Genomic DNA, 20,458 nt, shown 5'->3' on the forward strand with positions numbered 1-20,458 from the left:
TTTCCCTCCTGGACGGAGAATCCCGTGCACACCTGCACTCGGCTACGCGCTGTCGCGCTCGCCTTGGCCGCCTCGACATCCGCGGCCCTCGCCGCCGCCGCGCCCACCCTCGCTGCCCCTACCGCAAGCGCCGCCGCGACGAGCGCCGCGACCGCACTGCGCCCCGCCGCCGCGACCGCGGCGCGCCATCCACGCGAGGTCAGCTCGCACATCATGGGCCGGCACCGGCGGCACGCCGGCGGCAAGCAGCAGTCGCTCAACTGGGCGGGCTATATCCGCGGCGGCACCGGTCTGACGAGCGCGTCGGGGTCGTGGACAGTGCCGACGCTCACCACCACGCACGGCGGCTACTCCTCGACCTGGGTGGGCATCGACGGCGCGACCAGCGGCGATCGCTACCTCATCCAGACCGGCACCGAGGCCGATGTCAGCGGCGGACGGCGGACCTATAGAGCCTGGTGGGAAGTCATCACCCCGAGCGATGTCGCGCCCGAGACGGTGTTCGCCGGCCTGACCATCCGGCCCGGCGACGCGATCACCGCGTCTGTGCGCAAGGCGAAGACCGGCCGGTGGACCATGCGGCTGGGCGACGCCACGACCGGGCACAGCGCCTCGAAGACGGTGTCCTTTGCCGGGCCCGGCCACAGCGCCGAGTGGATCCAAGAGGACACCGACGTCAACGGCGCGATCTCGACCGCGCCGGACTGGGGCAGCGTCACCTTCCACGCGCTGAAGTTGAATGGCAGCAATCCCAAGCTGGTCGCGAGCGAGGCGGTGGACATCGTGGACAGCCACGGCACTCGCGAGGCCTCGACGAGCGCGCCGACAAAGTCTGGCAACGGGTTCACCGTGACCTGGCTGGCGCCCGGCACGAAGACCCCAGCCGGCTGATCGAGCGGCGAGCGGTCAGCGGCGAGGCGTGCGGCGCCCTCCCACACCGAGTGGTCGAAGTCGATCTCTCCAAATCGACCACTCGGTGTGGGAAGGCAAGGCTCAGCGGTCAGCTGCCGAGCTTCTGCACCAGTTCGACGAAGTAGCCGTTGGGGTCGCGCAGGAATGCCACGCGGGCATGGCCGGGTCCGCCGCCGGACACCTCGCCGGGCGCGGCGACAAGCGGGACGCCGGCGTCGGCGAGCGTGCTGAGCGCGGCATCCAGGTCAGCCGTCTCGATCGCCAGGTGCACGGTGCCGGGGTCGTGGAACTCGCCGCCGGGCGCGGGACGCCGCGGCACGCCGGCCACGCCGACCACGGTGATCGTCGCGCCGCCTGGGCCCTCGGCCGCGAGATTGACGATGCGGATGCTGCCGCCGGGCGTCGCGGTGAGCGCCAGCAGCTCGGGGTCGTCGAGCCAGCCGGAGTCGACGACGACGTGCATGCCGAGCAGGTCGCGGTAAAAGGCCAGCGACTCGTCGACGTCGACGACATGCAGCCCGACGTTCGGGATGCGTGCGACGATCGCCGCGCCCGCCGTCTGCGCCGTCTGCGCCGTCTGCGCCGTCTGCGCCGTCTGCGCCGTCTGCGGAGGCGTCGTCACCTCAGGCGCCGACCATGTTGTAGCCGCCGTCGGCGACCAGGTAGCCGCCGGTCATGTGCGCGGCGTCGTCACTGGCGAGGAACAGCGCCGTGCCGGCGAGTTCGGCCGGGCCCGGGATCCGGCCCATCGGCGTGAGTTTGCGCAGCGTGTCCCCGCGGCCGGTCTGCCAGTCCTGGCGCGAGAGCGTCGCCTCGGTCTCGATGAAGCCGGGCGCGAAGACGTTCACCCGGACCGTCGGCGCGAACGCTTGGGCGTAGGACTTGGTGGCGCCGAGGATGCCGTACTTAGCAGCGGCGTACTGCGGCGCGCGAGCGCTGCCACGCACGATCACCGTCGAGCCGATGTTCACGATGCTGCCGTGGCCCTGGTCGAGCATCCGCGCGCCGAACTCGTGGATGCAGAACATCGTGCCCTTGATGTCGACGTCGAGGACGTGGTCGATCGAGTCCTCGGTGATGTCGCGCCACGACATCTGCTCGCGGGCCACGTCGCCGACATTGTTGATCAGCACGTCAAGGCCGTCGAACGCGGCGAACGCGGCGTCGGCCATCGCCTTGACGTCGTCCCAGCTCGTGATGTCGGCCTGGAACAGCTCGGCCTCGCCGCCCAGCTCGCGGATTCGCGCCGCGGTCTTCTCGGCGCCGTCCTTCGAGCTGCGGTAGTGGACGCCGACGCGAGCGCCCTCCTGCGCGGCGCGCACGGCGATCTCGGCGCCGAAGCCGGTGCCGGCGCCGGTGACGAGCACCGACCGGCCGGGGAAGCGCTGCGCGATGACGGGAGCGGGCGCGGGGGACATGTGGTCTCCTTCGATCGGGCGGACGGGCGGGCTGCCGACGACGGCGGTCAGACGAGGACGCGGCCGCCGTCGACGTAGAGCACTTGGCCGGTCACGAAGCCGGCGCGGTCTGAGGCGAGGAACGTGACGGCGTCGGCCACCTCGTGCGGCTTGCCGAGCCGCTCGGCGGGCACGAGCGCGGTGAGTCCCTCGCGCACGCCGTCCTTGGCCAGGTAGTCACGGGTCAGGTCGGTCTCGATGTAACCCGGCGCGACCGCGTTCACCGTGACGTTCCGAGACGCCCACTCGCGTGCCATGACGCGCATCAGCTGGTTCAGGCCGCCCTTGGTCGCGGCGTACGGCGCGTGGTCGGCGTGGGCGAGCAGACCAGACACCGACGACAGGAACACCATCCGCCCGTACCCGTTCGCGCACATCAACCGGCCCACGGCCTGGCCGAGCCAGTAGGCGGTCGAGAGATTCAACCTCAGCGTGTCGTCCCAGGCCGCGTCGTCGAGCTCGAGCACCGGGCGGCGTTCGTTGCGGCCGATGGCATGCAAAAACACCGCAAGCCCGCCCAGGCGGACCTGCGCGGCGTCGACGGCGTCCCGGCAGGCCTGCGGATTGCCGAGGTCGGCGACGAGCGTGTCGAGGTCCGTGCCGGCGTCCTTCGCCTGTCGGCGCACCGCCTCCAGGTGGCTCTCGTCGACGTCGACCAGCAGCACCCGCGCGCCCTGCAGCGCCATCGAGACGGCGCTCGCGCCGCCAAGGCCGCCGGCCCCCACGACAAGGGTGGCGCGGCCTTCGAGCTCCAGCCAGTCTCGCACCGGCATGAGAACGCCTCCAGGCGACTATTTCTCGACAGATGAAAGTAACTTCCACACAACGCTAACGTTGGGCGTCGCCGGTGTCCAGCGCTGGCGGCGTCGATTCGGCTCTAGGCTGCGCGAGAGTTCATCCGGTCGAACGCAGCACTTCAGGAGGCACCGTCCATGCCCGCACAGCGACGAGCGCTGAATGCCGACGACGACCCCTCGGCGACGGCGCGGCCTGAGTATCGGGTCGAGGCGCTGGCGAAGGGGCTGCGCGTGCTGTCGCTGTTCACCGAGCAGCGGCCGACCTGGCGGGTGAGCGACATCGCGCCCGCCACGGGCCTGCCGCTGCCGACCGTGTACCGCGTCGTCATGACGCTCACCGCCGAGGGCTACCTCGAGCACCTGCCCAACGGCGACTACCGCCCCGGTGGCAAGGTGCTGACGCTCGGCACCGCCGCACTGCGCAGCATGGACCTCGTCGAGCTCGCCTCGCCGGTGCTGCAGCGCCTGGCGGCGGACACCGGCGAGACGGTGAATCTGTGCGTCTTGGCGGGCGACCGGGTGCTGTACCTGGTGCGGCTGCGCAACTCCGATCTCGTGACGGCCAACATCCAGGTCGGTTCCACGCTCGCGGCCGTGCACACCTCGATCGGCAAGCTGCTGCTCGCTCATCTCGACCGCAAGGAGCTGGAGACCCGGGTGACGGCGAAGTCGTTCGCGCCCAACCACGGCCCGAACGCCAAGGAGTCGCTCGCCGAGCTGCGTGCCGACCTCGCGGCGATTCGCAAGGAGGGATGGGCGATGCAGGACGAGGAGCTGGCCTCCGGCCTGCGCTCGGTCGCCGCCCCGGTCTACGACTCGACCGGCGCAGTCGTCGCGGGCGCGAATGTCGCCGTCCAGTCGCGCGACTGGACGACCCGGCGGATCGTGCGCGAGCTCAAGCCGAAAGTCGTCGACGCCTGTCGAGAGATCTCGGCCCTGCTCGGCCACTCGGGATGAGCCGACTCGACAAGCTCGAGCCGGAGAGCCTGGCGCCCGACCAGCGAGAGCTCTACGACTCCATCGCCCGCGGGCCTCGTGCGCGGGGACGCCAGGCGTTCTCGCTCACCGACGCCGACGGCAGGCTCGAAGGCCCGTTCAACGCCATGCTGCTCAGCCCGCGGCTCGGCGGCGCGCTGCAGGAGGTCGGCGCCGCCGTGCGCTACGCCTCGGCGCTGAGCGACCGCTCCCGCGAGATCGCGATCCTGCTCGTCGCCCATCACTGGGGCAGCGAGTTCGAGGTCTACGCGCACGAGGCGGTCGGCGCCGCCGTCGGCCTGGGCTCGGACGAGCTGGCCGACCTTCGCGCCGGCCGCCTCGACGGGCTGGCGGCGGACGAGCGGCCCGTTGCCGAAGCCGTGGTCGCGCTCGCCTCCCGCGGTGATCTCGACGACGCCGAGTACGCCGCGGCCCTTGCCGCGCTGGGCGAGGCGACGCTGTTCGAGCTGACCACCCTGGTCGGGTACTACGCGACGCTGGCGTTGCAGCTGCGGGTCTTCCGGGTGGGCGTTCCCGAGTAGCAGGCGCCGACAGCTTGACACCGCCTGCGGACAGCGAGAATCATCGGCCTCGACTTCGAAAGTTATTTTCGCAGAGCGAGAGCGGGCAGCGATGAAGCTGGTGACCTTCGACGCGGGACGCGTCGGGCGGGTCGAGGGCGACGACGTCGTAGAGTTCGACTGCACGTCGACGCGCGAGTGGTTCGAGCGCGGCGGCGACGTGCCGGAGACCGGTGAGCGCCTGGCGCTGGCCGACGTCCGGTTGCGCGCGCCGATCGTGCCGCGCAAGTTCTTCCACACCGCTGGCAACTTCACCGCGCATCACGAGGAGCTCGCGGCGGTGAATTGGTCGCACCCGGTGCACAAGGGCATCGTGTTCTTCCAGAACGTCGACGCGATCATCGGCCCGGACGACCCGATCGTGTATCCCGAGGGGCTCACCAAAGAGCTCGACTACGAGCTCGAGCTCGCGGTGATCATCGGCAAGTCGGGCGGCTGGTTCGGTCCAGACGAGGCCGATGACTACATCGCCGGGTACATGGTGTTCAACGACATCACCGCGCGCGACATCCAGCGGCGCGAGATGGAGTCCGGCGTCTTTTCCTTCTCGAAGGGCATCGACACGTTCTGCCCGATCGGCCCGTGGATCGTCACCAAGGACGAGATCGCCGACCCGCACTCGCTGGCGATGGAGCTGCGCGTCAACGGCGAGAAGCGCCAGGTGGGCAACATGAACCAGATGGTTCTCTCGCTGCAGCACCTGATCAGCTACCACTCGCCGCAGCTCTACGCCGCCGGCGACATCGTCACGACCGGCACCATCTCCGGCGTTGCAGCGGTGCAGCCGAACCCGTTTGACTTCTACCTGCAGTCCGGCGATCGGATCGAGGCGGAGATCGAGGGCGTCGGCGTGCTGCGCAACCACGTCGTGCCATGGAGCGACGCGCACGAGGGCACGCCGTACACGAACTCGCTCTGACCGGCGCGCAGGGTTCTGCCGAGCCGGGTTCGAGCCGGGTGTCAGCCAACCGGTGAGGGCCCGGCCGCCTTGTCGAAGCGCGCCTGCTCCACCGGGCCGCTGCCCGACGCCGACGAGGTCGCCCGTGCCGACTTGCGACCGGGCAGCAGGCGGTCGCGCAGCCGCACGATCCGCGGCGCCAGGCCCTTCTCGCCGGCGACCTCGCTTGCCACGCCGTCCGGATTCTTGATGGCGGTGATGGCGAGCGCGATGCCGGCCACGATCATCTGGTACTTGCCGATATGCAGCGTCTTGTCGAGGAAGGACACGAACAACCCGTCGGAGGCGAACATCAGCCCGGCGACGACCGCCCCGGCGATCCGGCCGATGCCGGCGACGTAGGCGATGGCGAGCAGCGTGAGCGAGGTCTGCACGCCGAACGACGCCGAGGACACCGTGCCCTGCTCGTAGGCGAGCAAGGCGCCCCCGATACCCGCGATGAACGACGACAGCGCGAAGACGTACAGCTTGGCCGGCGCGACGCGGATGCCCACCGCCGCCGCGGCGCGCTCGTTCGAGCGCACCGCCACCAGCATGCGGCCCGTCGCCGACGTGCGCAGACGCGCGACGCAGTAGCCGACGAAGGTGACGATCACGAGCAGCAGCACGCCGAAGACGACCCGCGGGTAGGCGCGGCCCTCCGCGATGCCGAGGTCGAGGCCGAAGATCGACGGCGATCCTGCCTTGCGGCCGCCGAGTCCGCCGCTGAACGAGCTGTTGCTGAAGACGAGCGCGTCCATCGCGGCGGCCGCCGCAAGGGTGACCACGGCGAGGTTCACCCCCCTCACCCGCAACGCCGGCAGCCCGATCAGGATGCCGATCGGCACCACGGCGAGGGCGGAGAGGATGAGCGAGAACGGGAACGGCACGCCGAGGTCCTGCGTCAGGTGGCTCAGCACGAATGCGCCGATACCGGCGAACGACATCTGGGCGAGCGAAACCTGCCCCACGTAGCCGGTGAGCACGACGAGGGAGAACGCCAGGCACATCGTCACGATCGAGGACATGAACGCCGCGCGCAGCGAGCCGTGCAGCGCGACCAGCACGACGACGCCGAGCACGAACATGATCAGCGACGTGGCCACCGGACGGGTGGGGCGGCCCAGCGAGGGGTTGCGCAGGGTGCCGGTGGCGCCGCGGGCGCCGAGCCGCCGGGCGCTCAGCGTCATTGTGACGAGGATGATCACAAACGGCACGCCGTCGGCCAGGCCCTGCTGCGGCAGCCAGGTGAAGACCGTCTGCAGCTTGATGAGCTCGGACTGCACGATGCCGAGCAGCAGGCCGGCCGCCGCGGTGATCCAGAACGAGTTGAATCGGCCGATCAGCACGGCGCCAAGCGCCGGCACCACGAACAGCGTGTACGACGTCGGGTCGAGCGAGGAGATGGGCGTGATCAGAATGCCGGACAAGGTCGCGAGCAGCGTCGCGATCATCCAGTTCCGCGCGGCGATCCGGGTGGCGGAAATGCCAATGAGGGCTGCGCCGGTCTCGTTCTCGGCGCCGGCCCGCGTGGCGAGGCCGAACCGGGTGAAGCGGAACACGACGGTCAGCCCGACCGCGACCAGCACGACGATGCCGGCGAGGTAGAGCCGGTCGGACGGCACGATGACGCTGCCGATCGTGATCGGCTCGCTGGGCAGGATGGGCGGCGCCGACAGCGGCGTGGTGCCGAAGTTGAGCACGGCGACCGCCTCGAAGAACAACGCGACGCCGACCGACGCGCACACCTTCGTCAGCGGCGCGGCATGCAGCAGCGGGCGGTAGACGAGCATGAAGATGATCAGCCCGAGCACGGTGCCGTAGACCAGGGTGATGACCAAGGCGGGCCACACGCCCAGGCCGGACGACGACACCTTGATCTCGTGCGGCAGCCAGATCAACGGGAGCTCGAGCTCGCCCCGGTTGCGGAGGTTGAGGAACGTGTAGGCCCCCCACATCGCCGACGCGCCCTGCGCGAAGTCGACGACGCCGGTGCTGCGGTACTTCAGCACCATGCCGAGACCGAGCAGCGCGTACACGGAGCCCGCGCCGAGGCCGAGCAGCAGGAACAGGACGTACGTGCTCATCAGCGAGCCACCTCCGACATGCCGTTCGGGGGCCCGGGTGTGCCGGGCCCCCGAACGGTCTTACGGCTTGTAGTAGGAACCGGCGGTGACGAAGTCGGGCGAGACGGCGACGATCTTGCTGCCCTTCACCTGGCGGATCTGCTCGTAGGCGTTGCAGATCGCTGTCGCGCCGGCGAGCTGCTTGCCGTCGCAGGTGTAGTCGTGGCCCATGAAGTTGTGCGTCGCCTTGCCCGTCTTGAAGGCCGCCAAGATCTTGGCAGTCGTCAGGTCGGCGGTGGTGAACGAGCCGAGCGCAGTCTGCACATTGATCACCGTCTGGAAGCCGATGGCCGCCAGCGAGTCGAGCGCGATGGACGGGGCGTACTTCTTCAGCGCCGCGAGGTAGAGGGCCGTCTCGGGCGTGCCGGCGAAGGCGTCCAGCGTCGGGCCGGCGAAGTACAGGCCGTCAGCGCCGCCGTTGGCGCCCTGGATCGCCTTCGGCGCCGTGCAGGGGTCGACGCCGAAGATCTTCGCCGTGTTGCCGAGCTGCTTCAGCGACGCGAGCACGCCCGGGCAAGCGGCCGGCGCGTCGACGTAGATGACGTCCGGGTGCGCGCCCATCGCGGTCGCGACGGCGGAGGAGACGTCGGACGAGGTCGGCGGCAGCGCGATCTTGGTGATCTTGCTGATGCCCGCGTTCGTCATCGTGTTGATGATGATCTTGCCGCTTGCCGTGCCCTGCGTGTCGGAGGTGTAGATGACCGCCGCGCTCTTGGCCTTGAGCGTCTTCGCCGCGTATACCGACGCCGCCGCGTTGTCGCCGGTCGAGATGCTGGAGAAGATCGCCGCGTTGGCGTAGTTCTGCTCGACCGGGGTGAACGGCACGCCACCGAGGTAGGCGAGGTTCTTGCGGGCCCAGACCGGGATCGCGCCCGGCGCGCCGGTGTCCGCGCCGCCGAGGATCGCGACCGGGTTCTGGTCGGCGATCTGGTTCGCGCATCGCTGCGAGGTGGACGGTTGGCCGTCGGTGGCACAAGAGACGATCTTGATCGGGTGGCCGCCGATGCCGCCCTTGTACGCGTTCACGTATTTGACCGCGGCCTCTTCGGCCTGGCGGACCTCAGGGAAGGTGACCGGGCCGGACTCGATGTTGAGCAGGCCGAACACGATTGGGCTGCCGGCGGCCGCCTTGGGCGTGCCGAGCACGTTGTCGCCGGTGCTAGCCGACGATGATCCGCCGGCAGCGGTGGAGCTTCCGCCGGCGGAGGACCCGCCGCTGCTTCCGCTGGTGCCGCTGCCGCTGCTGGAACAGGCGGCGAGGAACAGGCCGCACGCTGCGACCGCTCCCAACGTGGCGATGGCTCGGGATCGTGCGGGCATCTCGTCTCCTTCGACGGGTGGAATTTCTGCAGGTCTCCGCGCCCCCGAACGGGGCCCGGCCAATACGTCAAGCTGTGCGACCAAAACGTCAAGCTGTGCTGCGGTCAAGCTGGTTGCGCTGCCTGCGCCTCGGCGACCTCAGCGGCGACTTCGGCGTTGAGCTGGGTCGCGGCGTCGAGGTCGCCGAGATAGCAGGCGAGCAGCAGGTCGCGGCGGCTGCGCAGGTCGGCGGTGCGTCCCTCGAGCACGAGCCGCCCCTGCGCCAGCACATAGGCACGCTCGGCCACATTGAGGGCGACGGCGACGTGCTGCTCGACGACGAGCACACCGGTGCCGAACGACGCGGCGACCGTCCGCAACACCGGCGCCAGCCGCGCGACCACGACCGGCGCGAGGCCCAGGCTCATCTCATCGACGACCAGCAGGGCCGGGCGGGCGACGAGGGCGCGCCCGACGGCGAGCATCTGCTGCTCGCCACCGGACAGCATGCCGGCCTTGCGCCCGAGGCACTTGCGCAGCTCAGGCAGCAGGTCGAGCACGTCGTCCTCGTTCGAGCGGCCGCGCACCCGCGCGAGACGCAGGTTCTCGCGGGTGGTGAGGTCGGCGAACAGCGCTCGGTTCTCCGGCACGAGCGCGAGCCCGCGACGGGCGACGCGATGCGCTGGCGCGCCGGTGAGCTTCTCGCCGCGGAAGCGGATCGCGCCGCCCATGGGCTTGATCAGCCCGGCGATCGCCGACAGCGTCGTGGTCTTGCCGGCGCCGTTGGAGCCGAGCAGCGCGACCACCTCGCCGGCGCCGACGTGCAGCGCGACGTCGCGCACCACCGCGGTGCCGTTGTAGCCGGCGGTGAGGCCCTCGACCTCGAGCAGGGGGTCAGCCGTGGGCATCTGCGACATCTCCGCTTCCGAGGTAGGCCTCGATCACCGAGGGGTCGGCGCGGATCTCGTCGGGGGTGCCCTGCGCGATCACCTTGCCGAAGTCGATGACGACGATGCGGTCGCACACGCCGAGCACGAGGCCCATGTCGTGGTCGACCAGCAGGACGCTGACGCCGTGGCCCGGCAGCGAGCGCAGCCGCCGGCCGAAGGCGAGGCTCTCCTCGGTGTCCAGACCGGCCGCGGGTTCGTCCATCAGCACGAGCCGCGGCCGCTGCGCGAGCGCGCGGGCGACGCCGACGAGCTTGCGCTGGCCGTGGGAGAGCTCTTTCGGATAGCGATGCGCGACGTCGTCGAGCTCGCACAGCGTCATCGCCCAGGCGACGTCTTCGCGCCCCTGCGCCTTCGACGGCACGATCAGGTCGCGCAGGGCGCTTCGCAGCGTCGGCCGCTCGGCGGCGACGAGCAGGTTCTCCTCCACGGTCAGGTCGTCGAACAGCTCCACCGACTGAAACGTGCGCACGAGACCGCTGCGCGCGACGGTGTGCGTCCGCTTGCCGTCCAGCGACGAACCCTCAAAGGAGACGTTGCCACCGCGTCCCGGCAGGTAGCCGGTGAGGCCGTCGATGAAGGAGGACTTGCCCGCGCCGTTCGGGCCGATCAACCCGACGACCTCGCCCGCGTCGACGTGCAACGAGACGTCGTCGACGGCGACGACGCCCCCGTAGGCGACGCGCAGCGCCGCGACGTCGAGCAAGTGGCTCATGCGCGCCCCCGTCCGATCCATTCTCGCTCTATGAAATCGACTTTACGAACTGTTGACGCGACCGTACGGCTCATCGCGCCTTGTGTCCACCGTCACCGTCCAGTTCGAGACCGAACCGAGTCGCCACCCTCAGCTCGGTCCGGGGGGCGAGTGCCCCCGATTTCGTTGACACCGGCGGCAGGGGCGTGAAGACTTCGCGGCAATTGCGAAACCATTGTTCGCACAGTGAGAACGGTCGGGCCAGCGCGAGCTGGCCGAGACGGCGGAGGTGCGGGAGATGGCTCGGACGATCTACACGAACGGCCTGGTGTTCGACGGCAGCGGCAGCGCGCCGGCGCCCGGCGAGGTCGTCGTCGACGACGAGCGCGTCGTCACGGTCCGGCCCGGCTGGCAGGACCACAGCGCGGGCTCTTGGGATGGGGCGCCCGACGGTGTGACAGTCGTCGATGCGAGCGGCTGCACGGTCATGCCGGGCCTGATCGAGTCGCACGCGCACCTGACCTTCCCGTCGGCCGTGGGCCATATCGACCCGTCGTTCAACCCGCCGCTGGACGTGAGCTTCTTCCACCACATCGAGGGCATGCCAGCCGAGCTGGCACGCGCCGAGCGCAACGCGCGGATCCTGCTCGACGCCGGCTTCACCTCCGCGTACTCCGCGGGCTCGCTGCTGCCGATGCCGACCGAGGTCGTGTTGCGCGACAAGATCCGCGCCGGTGCCATCCCCGGCCCGCGGCTGCGCGCGGCGAGCATGGAACGCGACAACCATCCGGTGCGCCCGGACGGGCACCTCGAATCGGACTGGCAGGGGCCGGACGCGTGCCGGGCGTTCGTCCGCGAGCAGGCGGCGATGGGCTTCGACAGCGTCAAGTTCCTGCTGAGCAACGACGACGTCTTCATCGCCGGCGGCTCGCAGATCACGCAGTACACGGCCGAGGAGGCGAACGCCGCCGGCGAGCAGGCCCGCGAGTCGGGCGTCTGGCTGAATTGCCACGCGCAGTCGGCGGAGTCGGTGAAGATCGCCGTGCGCGCCGGTTTCCGGTCGATCTACCACTGCACCTATGCCGATGAAGAGGCGCTGGACCTGCTCGAGTCGGCGAAAGACGACGTTTTCGTGTCCCCCGCGCCCGGCATCATCTACGCCAACGTGCACGAGGGCGCCGAGTTCGGCATCACGCCGGAGGTCGCGAAGACGATGGGCTCGGTCGACGCGCTGGCCGGCATGGCCGCGATCTACCCGCAGATCCGCAAGCGCGGCATTCGCGCGTTGCCCGGCGGCGACTACGGCTTCCCGAACAACCCGATCGGGCGCAACGCGCGCGATCTGCAGCTGTTCGTCGAGATCCTCGGTTACTCGCCGGCGGAGACGTTGAGCGCCGCGACGATGCTCGGCGGCCAGGTCATGGGCATGAGCGACGAGCTCGGGCTGCTCGCTCCGGGTTACCTCGCCGACCTGCTTGTGGTGCGCGGCAACCCGGTCGAGGACGTGCGCATCCTGCAGGACGCCGCGAACATCGAGTGGATCGTCCAGGGCGGCCGCGTGCACAAGCAGCCGGCCGCCGTGCCGGCGTGACCTGCCGTCCCAGCGTGATCATCCGGCCGGCGTGAGCGACATCGACGTCCGGCGCGACGTCGACGTCCGGCGCGACACCGACGTCCGGCGCGACGTCGTTTACGCCGCGCCGGTCGGCTACCGCCCGCTGGCGCTCGACCTCTACCTGCCGCCGCGGCCGACGGCGTTGTGCGTCTACCTGCACGGCGGCGGCTGGCGGGTCGGCAGCCGCCGCGCCGGGCCGGGCGCAGCCGCGAAATGGACCGCGCCGTCCTTCTTCGAGCGCGTCGCGGCAGAAGGCCTCGCGGTGGCCAGCGTCGACTACCGGCTCAGCGGCGAGGCGGTGTTCCCGGCGCAGGCCGACGACGTCCGCGCCGCCAGGCGGTTCCTCGCCGACCACGCCGACGAATTCGGCCTGCCGTCGGCGTCGACGGTGTGGGGGGTCTCGGCCGGCGGTCAGCTCGCCGCTCTCGCGGCGCTGGAGCAACCGAGCACCGACGTGCCGCCCGCGCTCGCCGCCGTGTGCTGGTACACCCCGAGCGATCTCGACGCGCTGTCCGCCGACGTCGCGGAAGCCGGCGGCGAGCCAGATCGGTCAGCCGCCTCGCGCGAGGGCATGCTGGTGGGCGGCGCGCTGGCCGACCAGCCCGAGCTGGTCAGCGCAGCGAGCGCGGTGGCACAGGTGCCGACCGATCGGCAACCGCCGCCGTTCCTGTTCCTGCACGGCGACGCCGACCGCAGCGTGCCGCCCCGGCAGAGCACCCGCCTCGCCGACGCGCTGCGCGCGGCCGGCGGTGCCGCGACCGTCGAGCTCGTGCCCGGCGGCACGCACATGTTCCCCGAGCTGGACGACGACGCGACGCTGTCGCTGGTGCGTCGCTCGACCCAGTTCCTGCTCGACGCGGTCGGCTGAGTTGTCAGGCCGGCAACGGGTCGCGCTCGACCAGCTCGACGAGGTTGCCGTCCGGATCGGCCAGGTAGGACATCCGCACGCCGGGCTCGGGCGACGGCTGCGGGGCCATGACCTCGCGCGCCCCCTGCGCCACGAGGCGGGCGTGCTCGGCGTCGAGGCGCCGCACGTCGAACGCCATGTGGCTGTACCCGGGCAGCAGCGCGGCCTCGGCCGGGTTCGCGCCGCGCGGGCCGCCGGCGAGCCCGGCACGATGCAGCAGCTCGACGCGGTGGCCGAGCTCGGCGTGGCGCAGCATCGCGATGTCCAGCTCGATCGGCTCGATCCGCAACCGCAGCTCCGGGCGCAGGCCGAACGCGGCGCAGTACCACCGCTCGGCGGCGTCGAGATCGGCGACGTTGACACCCACGTGGTCCAGACGCATCCCCGCAGTCAAGCATCGAAAGGACGGCGGACGTGCCAGAGCTGACGGTGGACGTGGTGGTGGTCGGCTACGGGCCGGCGGGCGCAGCGGCGGCGCTCGCGGCGCGGGCTGGCGGCGCCGACGTGCTCGTCGTCGAGGCCGGTTCGCACGGCGGCGGCAACGCGCTCTACAGCGGCGGCTTCCTGTTCGACGTCCCCGGACCGGCCTGCCTCGAGCATCTGGACTCGCTCAGCTTCGGCCGGACGGACCGCGAGGTGCTGAGCGCTTACGCCGAAGGGCTGCACGAGAACGCCGACTGGCTCGCCGCCCTGGGCGCGCCGACCGAGCGGTTCGACCCGCCGCCGATCCGGTTGCCGGCGCCGTTCCCGTCCTGGCCTAATTTCCCGGCGGGCAAGGAGATCGAATACCGGGTCGTCAGCGGCGGCACCGGCCGGCGCGGGTCCGAATTGTGGAACGGGCTGGCAGGCGCGGTCGCCGAGCGGAACATCCCGATCCGGTTCGAGACGCCGGTCGTAGACCTGCTGCTCGACGACGGTCGCGTCGCCGGGGTGGTGACCGCCACCGGCGAGACGGTCCACGCGCGCGGCGGCGTCGTGCTGGCGTGCGGCGGCTTCGAGGCCGACCCCGCGCTGGCCGACGCCTACCTGCCGCTCCCGACCGGCCGGCAGGTCGGCCACGGCCGCAACGACGGCGCGGGCATCCGGCTCGCGCAGCGCGCGGGCGCCGCGCTGTGGCACATGTACGGCTTCTTCGGCTGGTTCGCCTACACGGCGCCGGAGCACCCGAGCGCGTTCGCCATCGACTTCTTCGCTCCGGGGCACCTGTTCGTCAACGCCGACGGCCACCGCTTCGCCGACGAGACCGGGTTCGAGGTGCACGACCGGCTGCGCGCGTTGTCGACCTATCTGCCGCGCAACCCCAACCGTCCCCGCCTGCCCTGCTGGGCGGTGTTCGACGAGCCGACCCGGTTGGCCGGCCCGCTGAACGGGCTGCTCGGCACGCCCAACGACTATGTGTGGAGCGCCGACAACGCCGCTGAGATCGAGCGCGGGTGGATCGTCCGGGCCGACGACGACGAGCAGCTGGCCGCTCGCATCGGCGTCGACCCGGCCGTGTTCGCGCAGACGTTGGCCGAGTACGACGCCGCCGCGCAGGCCGGGGTCGACCCGCGGTTCGGCCGCTCCGCGGACACGCTCGTCCCGTTGGCGCCGGGACCGCGCTACGCCATCCAAACTCAGCCGGGCGTGGCCGGCACGACCGGCGGACCGCGGCACGACTCGGCTGGCCGCGTGCTGCGCGACCACGGGGCGGCGGTGCCGGGGCTGTACGCCGCGGGCGGGGTCAGCATGGTGTGGGGACACCTCATCGACCACGGCGGCGGCCTGACCGACGCGCTCGTCTTCGGCCGGCTCGCCGGCGCCGAGGCCGCGAAGCGCGCGACGCGCTCGTGAGCGGGCGGCCGGTCGCGATCGTCACCGGCGGCGCCGGCGCGATCGGCTCGGCGATCTGCGCGGCGCTCGAGGCGGCCGGGCACGACGTCGTCTCCTTCGACCTGCGGGCGCGCGAGGGACATGCCGACGACATCGTGCTCGACCTGGCCGACGCCGACGCCGTGCGTTCGGCGGCGCGCCGGCTGCTCGCCGATCGCGGGCGCTGCGACGTCCTGGTGCACGCGGCCGCGGACCTGAGCCAGGCCGCGCTCGGCGACGTCGACCTGCGGCTCTGGCGGCGCGTGCAGGCGGTGAACGTCGAGGCGCCGCTGCTGCTCGCCCAGGCGCTGGCGCCGGCGCTCGCCGAATCCGGCCGCGGCCGGATCGTGCTGATCGGCTCGGACACGGTGTGGCAGCCGCCGGCCGTCGAGCTGCTGCCCTACGTCACGAGCAAGGCGGCGCTGATCGGGCTGACCCGGATGCTGGCGATGGCGCTCGGGCCGGCCGACGTCGCCGACACCGTCGCCTTCTGCGTCTCGGCCGCCGGCGGCGCGCTCACCGGACAGACGCTGTGCGTCGACGGCGGCCTGATCACCCGGTAGGCATCACCCGGTAGGCATCAGCCTGCCGGCGTCACCGGCTGTTCAGGCGCGTCACGTCCCCGACCAGGTAGGAGCAGAACAGGCCGCCCGGATCCCGTCGTCGGTTTATCTCCTGCAGCCGGGCGTAGTTCTCGTCGCTGAGGAAGCGGTCGGTGCGGCGCACGAAGTCGGTGTCGCCGAGGTACACGCCCGCGCCGCCGAGCGCGGCGAGCTGATCTGTCCGGCCGTGCACGAACGCGCTGTGCCGCTCGTCGTCGGCCGGGTCGGTGTAGATGACGTAGGTGGCGAGATAGACGTTCGCCTCGACCGAGAAGGCCATGTCCGGCAGCGGCCGGCTGGGCGCCCAGCCGTACCAGATCGAGAACGAATGCATCGTCGGCAGATCGCGCCACAGCGCGCTGAGCGGCTCGGCGAGTTCGGCTGCCGAGGCGTTCGTCCAGGTGCAGTCGACGACGTAGCGATGGCCCTCGGGGTTCTGCTCGGTCTGCGCCTCGTTCTCCTGCGCGATGTCCGTCTCGGCCCGCACGTGTCCGAGCCGGCGATCGGCGAGGGGACAGTCGTCGAACGGCGCGAGCATCGCGTCGATCTCCGCGCGCGACTCGGCCAGCACGGTGGTGTGCAGCAGCAGCACGGTCCCGTCTGGCCGGGCGACGCCGGTGTCGAGCGGCACGTCGGGCAACCGGGTGGCCGCGACCACCGGCTCCACCCGGGTGTCCAGCCCGGGGAGGATGTCGTGCAGCCAGCCGAGCAGCGCGCCGGCGTCGTCGAGCCGGAACGTCCAGGTGTCGTGCGCCATCACCGCCGGCCGCGGGTAGGTGCGCAGGTGGAAGCGGGTGATCACGCCCGGGAACCCGGGCCCGGCGCCGCGCGCCGCCCACAGCAGGTCGGCGTGGTGCTCGGCGTCGGCGTGCACGAGGTCGCCGTCGGCGGTGACGACGTCGATGCCGACGACGCTCTCGCAGGCCCACCCCTGCGAGCGGCTGTTCCAGCCCTGGCCGCCCTGGAGCAGGAAGCCGCCGATGCCCACCGACGCGCAGTGGCCGCCCGGGAACGCGCGGCCGTGCGCCGCGAGCACCGGGTCGAGGTCGAGTCCGCCGCGCGCCGCCGGCCCGGCCGCGGCGACGCCGGTCGCCGGGTCGTAATCGACGGCGGCGAAATGGCCGAGGTCGATCAGCAGGCTGCCGTCGCGCACGCTCCACGCCGCCCACGAGTGGCCGCCGGCGCGCACCGCCACCGACCAGCCTTCGGCGCGGGCCAGGCGCACCCCGGCGACGACGTCAGCCTCGGTCTCGGCCAGCAGCACGGCGATCGGGTGACGGTCCGGCCGGCGGGCGTTGAAGACCCGGCCGACTCGCGCGTCGTCGTAGTCGGGGTCGCCGCGACGCACGAGGCGCCCGGTGAAGACAGGCGCGGAAGCACCGGACATCGGCGTCCTCCTGATGCTCTGGGTGGCTCGGGGTGGCTCAGCCGAGGGCGGCGGCGCCGCCGTCGACCGGGATGTTGGCGCCGCTGACGTGCGCGGCCTCGTCGGATGCCAGGTACAGCACCGCGTGCGCGACGTCCTCCGGCTCGCCGACGCGGCCGAGCGGGATGCGGTCGACCTGGCCGGCGAACGGGCTCGCCGGATCGGTGAGCAGCGGACGCGTGTGCGGCGTGGCGGTCATCGCCGGGCTGACGGCGTTGACCCGGATGCGATGCGGGCCGCCCTCGGTGACGAGCTGCAGGGTCAGCGCGAGCACGCCGCCCTTCGCCGCGCCGTGCGCGTTCTGCGGCATGAAGGCGGCGCCGCGGGTGGCGGAGATGGACGCGATGTTGACGATCGAACCCCCGCCGCGGGCGACCAGATGCGGCCACACGGCGCGGGTCACCAGGAAGACGATGTCGAGCTCGTTGCGGATCGTGAACGACCAATCCTCGACCGAGAGCTGCGTGATCGGCCCGAACCGGATCGCCGACGCGTTGTTCACCAGCACGTCCACGCCGCCGTAGACCGCTGCCGCGTCCGCGACCCATGCCGACGCGCCGGCCGCCGAGGCGAGGTCGACGGGCGCCATCGCCGTCATCTCGCCACCGGCGGCGCGCACCAGCTCGACCGTCTCGGCCGAGCCGTCGGGATACAGGTCGCAGCCGACGACGCGGGCGCCTTCGCGGGCGAAGACCTGCGCGGTGGCGCGGCCGATGCCGCCGCCTGTGCCGGTCACCAGCGCGACCTTGCCGGCGAGCCGCATGCGCCAACCCCGATTCCGCTCAACAAAAGTAACTCTTGCAGAACGAGAACACTCTCCCATAGCTTCGGCGAATGCACACCACCTCGGCCGGCTCTCGGTGACCCGCGGGCTGCACCACATCGGCTACTGGGTCGACAACCTCGACGCCGCGATGGCGCAGGCGAGCGAGCTGCTCGGCGTCGGCCCGTTCACCGTGCTCGAGCACATCGACCTCGGCGACTTCCGCTTCCACGGCGAGTCCAGCGGCGACGTCAGCGGCGACCTCAATGGCGACGTCCCTGGCGAGCCGGCGACCCTCGAACACACCGCCGCCTTCGCCGCATGGGGACCGGTGCTGCTGGAGCTGAACGTCGTGCACCGCATCGATCCGCCCGAGCTGCGCGCCGCGCTCGGCGTCGCGCCGGGGCGAGTCAGCCACGTCGCCTGGACGACCGACGACCTCACGGCCGAGAACGCGCACATGGCCGCCGCGGGCTGCCCGCTGCTGACGACCTCGGTGGGCGGCGCCGTGGCGAACTGGTACGGCGGCGGCCCGCTGTTCGGGCACCCGATCGAGGTGCACCAGCCGCCCGAGGGCGTGCGCCGGTTCTGGCAGTCGCTGTTCGACGCGGCGCCGTGACCGGCTGAGCGTCAGGTCGGCCCGGCAAGCGGCCGGATGTTCTGGTTGAGCTGGAAGACGTTGTCCGGATCCCACACGGCCTTGACCGCCTGGAGCCGTCGCAGGGTCGCGCCGTAAGCGACCTGGCCGCTGTCGGCCTCGTCGCCCTCCATGAAGTTCGAGTACGCCCCACCCGTGGCGTGCGGCTCGATCGCGGCATACGTGTCGCGCACCCAGCCGATCTCGTAGTCGGTGTCGGCCGCGTCGCGCCAGCTCGATGGGACGTTCAACAGCCAGCCGGCGTCTCGGTGCGGGAACGCCGTCGCGTCCGGCGCGACCCGGCGGATGGCGCCGCCCATCGACAGCACCTCGACCTGCGCCAGCGGTGAACGCAGCAGCCGGCCCCGCTCGGCCAGCACGCCGGCGAGGCCGTCGGTCAGCTCGCCGGCGAAGGTCGCCTTGACGTACGTGCGCAAACCGGGCCCGAACTCGACGTCGCCGGCGCGCTGGATGTCCAGGAAGTCGACGACGTCCAGCGCCGCCGCCGGTGGCGCCAGCTGCCGGCTCAGCCCGGCCAGCAGGTCGAGTCCGGCCGTCTGCTCGCCCGACCACTCGATCACCGACATCAGGCCGGGGCGGCCGACGAGCTCCGCGGGCATCCACGGCCGCACCGGCGCCCGCCGCACGAAGCTCGTCCACAGCAGCTCGTCGGGGGCGTCGGCAATCGTGCGTTGCGCGAGCGCGAGCACCTCGCCGAGCTGGTCAAGTGGGTGGAAGGCGGCGAGCAGCGGCAGGCGGGACAGCTCGTGCAGCGCGAACTCGAACTCGACCACGATGCCGAAGTTGCCGCCGCCGCCGCGCAACGCCCAGAACAGGTCGGGGTTCTCGTCGGCCGCGGCGCGGACGAGCCGGCCGTCAACCGTCACGAGCCGGGCGGCGAGCAGGCTGTCGATGGTCAGGCCGAAGCGCCGCATGAGCCGGCCGACACCGCCGCCGAGCGTCAGGCCGCCGACGCCGGTGTGTGAGATGACGCCGGCCGGGACGACCAGGCCGTGCTGCTGGGTGGCGCTGTCGACATCGCCGAGCAGCGCCCCGCCGCCCACCGTCGCGCGGCGTGCGATCGGGTCGACGCGCACCTCGTTCAGCAGTCCGAGGTCGATCACCACGCCGTCGTCGCAGACGCTGTGGCCGGGCAGGCTGTGCCCGCCGCCGCGGACGGCGACCACCAGGTCGGCACGCCGGGCGTGCTCGAGCGCGGCCGCGACGTCGGACGGGCCGGCGCAGCGCGCGATCAGCGCCGGGCGCCGGTCGTGCAGCACGTTCCACACCCGACGCCGTGCGTCGTACTGCTCGTGCTCGGGCGTCAGGACGTCCCCGGTGAATCCGGGAATGCGAGCAGCGGCAACAGTCATCGACCGACCTCCAATTAGTTATGACTTCATAGCTATATTTGGATAACTATCATGCGGAGTGACCCCAACGCAACCAGCTGGAGGCCGCCGTGGCCGGACGCTCCGCCACCCGCTCGCTCGCCGTGGTGCTGCACGACCTCGCCTGGCTGCTGCCGCGCACGGTCGGCGCGGCCGCTGCGGCCGACGATCCGCTGCCGGGCTCGGAGCTGGAGGTGATGCGGCTGCTCGCCCGCCGGCCGGGACTCAGCGTGCGCGAGGTCGCCGACGAATTGGGCCTGCAGCCGAGCAACGCCAGCACCGCGGTCCGGGCCCTGGAGGCGCGCGGGACGCTACGCCGCCGGGCCGATGCCGACGACCGGCGGGTCGTCCGGCTCGAGCCGACAGCGGGCGCGCTGGCCGCCCGGGACCGCCGCGAGCGGTCGTGGGGCAGCGAGCTGGGCGCCGTCCTGGCCGGGTTGTCCGCCGACGACCGGGCAGCGCTGGCCGCGGCGGTCGGCCCGCTGCGGCGGCTCGCCGACGCGCTGGCCGGCGCCGGCAGCGGCTGACCGCCTCCCTTTGC

Annotated in this window: 21 protein-coding genes; 10 read left to right on the forward strand and 11 right to left on the reverse strand. The window is 71.8% G+C overall.

The annotated features are described in order from the left end of the window. Positions 1 to 24: 24 nt before the first annotated feature. The gene (locus ACFFBG_RS12130) at positions 25 to 891 is read left to right on the forward strand and encodes a G1 family glutamic endopeptidase (RefSeq protein ID WP_375478986.1); all 867 of its coding nucleotides are present in this window, start codon (positions 25 to 27) and stop codon (positions 889 to 891) included. Between the two features lie 109 nt (positions 892 to 1,000). Here ACFFBG_RS12130 and ACFFBG_RS12135 read toward each other — a convergent pair whose 3' ends face one another. Genes ACFFBG_RS12135 through ACFFBG_RS12145 form a run of 3 tightly spaced genes read right to left on the reverse strand, consistent with a single transcriptional unit; the run spans position 1,001 to position 3,142 of the window. After that, complete coding sequence (locus tag ACFFBG_RS12135; protein WP_375478988.1) at positions 1,001 to 1,534, reverse strand: VOC family protein; 534 nt, start codon at positions 1,532 to 1,534, stop codon at positions 1,001 to 1,003. A 1-nt stretch (position 1,535) separates the two neighbouring features. After that, positions 1,536 to 2,330, reverse strand: coding sequence for an SDR family NAD(P)-dependent oxidoreductase (locus ACFFBG_RS12140; RefSeq protein WP_375478990.1), 795 nt, complete (start codon positions 2,328 to 2,330; stop codon positions 1,536 to 1,538). 47 nt (positions 2,331 to 2,377) lie between these two features. Then, positions 2,378 to 3,142, reverse strand: a complete 765-nt coding sequence (locus tag ACFFBG_RS12145) for an SDR family NAD(P)-dependent oxidoreductase (protein WP_375478992.1) — start codon at positions 3,140 to 3,142, stop codon at positions 2,378 to 2,380. A gap of 159 nt (positions 3,143 to 3,301) precedes the next feature. On the opposite strand from ACFFBG_RS12145, the gene ACFFBG_RS12150 reads away from it, so the two are divergent. From ACFFBG_RS12150 to ACFFBG_RS12160, 3 genes are all read left to right on the forward strand, one after another. After that, entirely contained in the window at positions 3,302 to 4,123 is an 822-nt protein-coding gene (locus tag ACFFBG_RS12150; protein ID WP_375478994.1) for an IclR family transcriptional regulator, read from the forward strand. After that, the gene (locus tag ACFFBG_RS12155) at positions 4,120 to 4,683 is read left to right on the forward strand and encodes a carboxymuconolactone decarboxylase family protein (RefSeq protein ID WP_375478995.1); all 564 of its coding nucleotides are present in this window, start codon (positions 4,120 to 4,122) and stop codon (positions 4,681 to 4,683) included. Before ACFFBG_RS12150 ends, ACFFBG_RS12155 begins: the two co-directional genes overlap by 4 nt. 91 nt (positions 4,684 to 4,774) lie before the next feature. Then, entirely contained in the window at positions 4,775 to 5,641 is an 867-nt protein-coding gene (locus ACFFBG_RS12160; RefSeq protein WP_375478997.1) for a fumarylacetoacetate hydrolase family protein, read from the forward strand. Positions 5,642 to 5,682: 41 nt separating this feature from the next. On the opposite strand, the gene ACFFBG_RS12165 is transcribed toward ACFFBG_RS12160, so the two are convergent. The 4 genes from ACFFBG_RS12165 to ACFFBG_RS12180 all read right to left on the reverse strand — a co-directional run bounded on the left by ACFFBG_RS12165 (position 5,683) and on the right by ACFFBG_RS12180 (position 10,746). Beyond that, positions 5,683 to 7,746, reverse strand: coding sequence for an ABC transporter permease (locus ACFFBG_RS12165; RefSeq protein ID WP_375478999.1), 2,064 nt, complete (start codon positions 7,744 to 7,746; stop codon positions 5,683 to 5,685). A gap of 60 nt (positions 7,747 to 7,806) precedes the next feature. Beyond that, positions 7,807 to 9,105 carry an ABC transporter substrate-binding protein gene (locus tag ACFFBG_RS12170; RefSeq protein WP_375479001.1) on the reverse strand — a complete coding sequence of 433 codons (1,299 nt, stop codon included), beginning with the start codon at positions 9,103 to 9,105 and terminating at the stop codon, positions 7,807 to 7,809. A gap of 104 nt (positions 9,106 to 9,209) precedes the next feature. Next, positions 9,210 to 9,992 (reverse strand): ABC transporter ATP-binding protein, encoded by a 783-nt coding sequence (locus ACFFBG_RS12175; RefSeq protein WP_375479003.1) that lies wholly within the window; start codon positions 9,990 to 9,992, stop codon positions 9,210 to 9,212. Beyond that, positions 9,979 to 10,746 (reverse strand): ABC transporter ATP-binding protein, encoded by a 768-nt coding sequence (locus tag ACFFBG_RS12180; protein WP_375479005.1) that lies wholly within the window; start codon positions 10,744 to 10,746, stop codon positions 9,979 to 9,981. Before ACFFBG_RS12180 ends, ACFFBG_RS12175 begins: the two co-directional genes overlap by 14 nt. A 277-nt stretch (positions 10,747 to 11,023) precedes the next feature. Between ACFFBG_RS12180 and ACFFBG_RS12185 the strand changes: the two genes are divergently transcribed. Beyond that, positions 11,024 to 12,316 (forward strand): amidohydrolase family protein, encoded by a 1,293-nt coding sequence (locus ACFFBG_RS12185; RefSeq protein ID WP_375479007.1) that lies wholly within the window; start codon positions 11,024 to 11,026, stop codon positions 12,314 to 12,316. A gap of 31 nt (positions 12,317 to 12,347) precedes the next feature. Then, complete coding sequence (locus ACFFBG_RS12190; RefSeq protein WP_375479009.1) at positions 12,348 to 13,208, forward strand: alpha/beta hydrolase fold domain-containing protein; 861 nt, start codon at positions 12,348 to 12,350, stop codon at positions 13,206 to 13,208. A gap of 4 nt (positions 13,209 to 13,212) precedes the next feature. Here the strand turns inward: ACFFBG_RS12190 and ACFFBG_RS12195 are convergent, their stop codons facing one another. Beyond that, positions 13,213 to 13,629: a VOC family protein gene (locus tag ACFFBG_RS12195; RefSeq protein ID WP_375479011.1), complete on the reverse strand. Its 417-nt coding sequence runs from the start codon at positions 13,627 to 13,629 to the stop codon at positions 13,213 to 13,215. A 32-nt stretch (positions 13,630 to 13,661) separates the two neighbouring features. Here ACFFBG_RS12195 and ACFFBG_RS12200 point away from each other — a divergent pair, with 32 nt between their 5' ends. Next, on the forward strand, positions 13,662 to 15,080 hold the full coding sequence (locus ACFFBG_RS12200) for an FAD-dependent oxidoreductase (RefSeq protein ID WP_375479012.1): 1,419 nt from the start codon (positions 13,662 to 13,664) through the stop codon (positions 15,078 to 15,080). Then, positions 15,077 to 15,661, forward strand: a complete 585-nt coding sequence (locus ACFFBG_RS12205) for an SDR family NAD(P)-dependent oxidoreductase (RefSeq protein ID WP_375479014.1) — start codon at positions 15,077 to 15,079, stop codon at positions 15,659 to 15,661. Before ACFFBG_RS12200 ends, ACFFBG_RS12205 begins: the two co-directional genes overlap by 4 nt. 31 nt (positions 15,662 to 15,692) lie before the next feature. Here ACFFBG_RS12205 and ACFFBG_RS12210 read toward each other — a convergent pair whose 3' ends face one another. Continuing rightward, positions 15,693 to 17,087, reverse strand: a complete 1,395-nt coding sequence (locus tag ACFFBG_RS12210) for an FAD-binding oxidoreductase (protein WP_375479016.1) — start codon at positions 17,085 to 17,087, stop codon at positions 15,693 to 15,695. Positions 17,088 to 17,124: 37 nt separating this feature from the next. Beyond that, on the reverse strand, positions 17,125 to 17,889 hold the full coding sequence (locus ACFFBG_RS12215; protein WP_375479018.1) for an SDR family NAD(P)-dependent oxidoreductase: 765 nt from the start codon (positions 17,887 to 17,889) through the stop codon (positions 17,125 to 17,127). A gap of 97 nt (positions 17,890 to 17,986) precedes the next feature. On the opposite strand from ACFFBG_RS12215, the gene ACFFBG_RS12220 reads away from it, so the two are divergent. Continuing rightward, positions 17,987 to 18,508: a VOC family protein gene (locus ACFFBG_RS12220; protein ID WP_375479020.1), complete on the forward strand. Its 522-nt coding sequence runs from the start codon at positions 17,987 to 17,989 to the stop codon at positions 18,506 to 18,508. Positions 18,509 to 18,519: 11 nt separating this feature from the next. Here ACFFBG_RS12220 and ACFFBG_RS12225 read toward each other — a convergent pair whose 3' ends face one another. Further along, entirely contained in the window at positions 18,520 to 19,899 is a 1,380-nt protein-coding gene (locus ACFFBG_RS12225) for an FAD-binding oxidoreductase (RefSeq protein WP_375479022.1), read from the reverse strand. Between the two features lie 89 nt (positions 19,900 to 19,988). Here ACFFBG_RS12225 and ACFFBG_RS12230 point away from each other — a divergent pair, with 89 nt between their 5' ends. Then, positions 19,989 to 20,444 carry a MarR family transcriptional regulator gene (locus tag ACFFBG_RS12230; protein ID WP_375479024.1) on the forward strand — a complete coding sequence of 152 codons (456 nt, stop codon included), beginning with the start codon at positions 19,989 to 19,991 and terminating at the stop codon, positions 20,442 to 20,444. The last annotated feature ends 14 nt before the right edge of the window (positions 20,445 to 20,458 follow it).

It is taken from the genome of uncultured Jatrophihabitans sp., from assembly GCF_964251945.1.
Lineage (GTDB): Bacteria > Actinomycetota > Actinomycetes > Mycobacteriales > Jatrophihabitantaceae > Jatrophihabitans.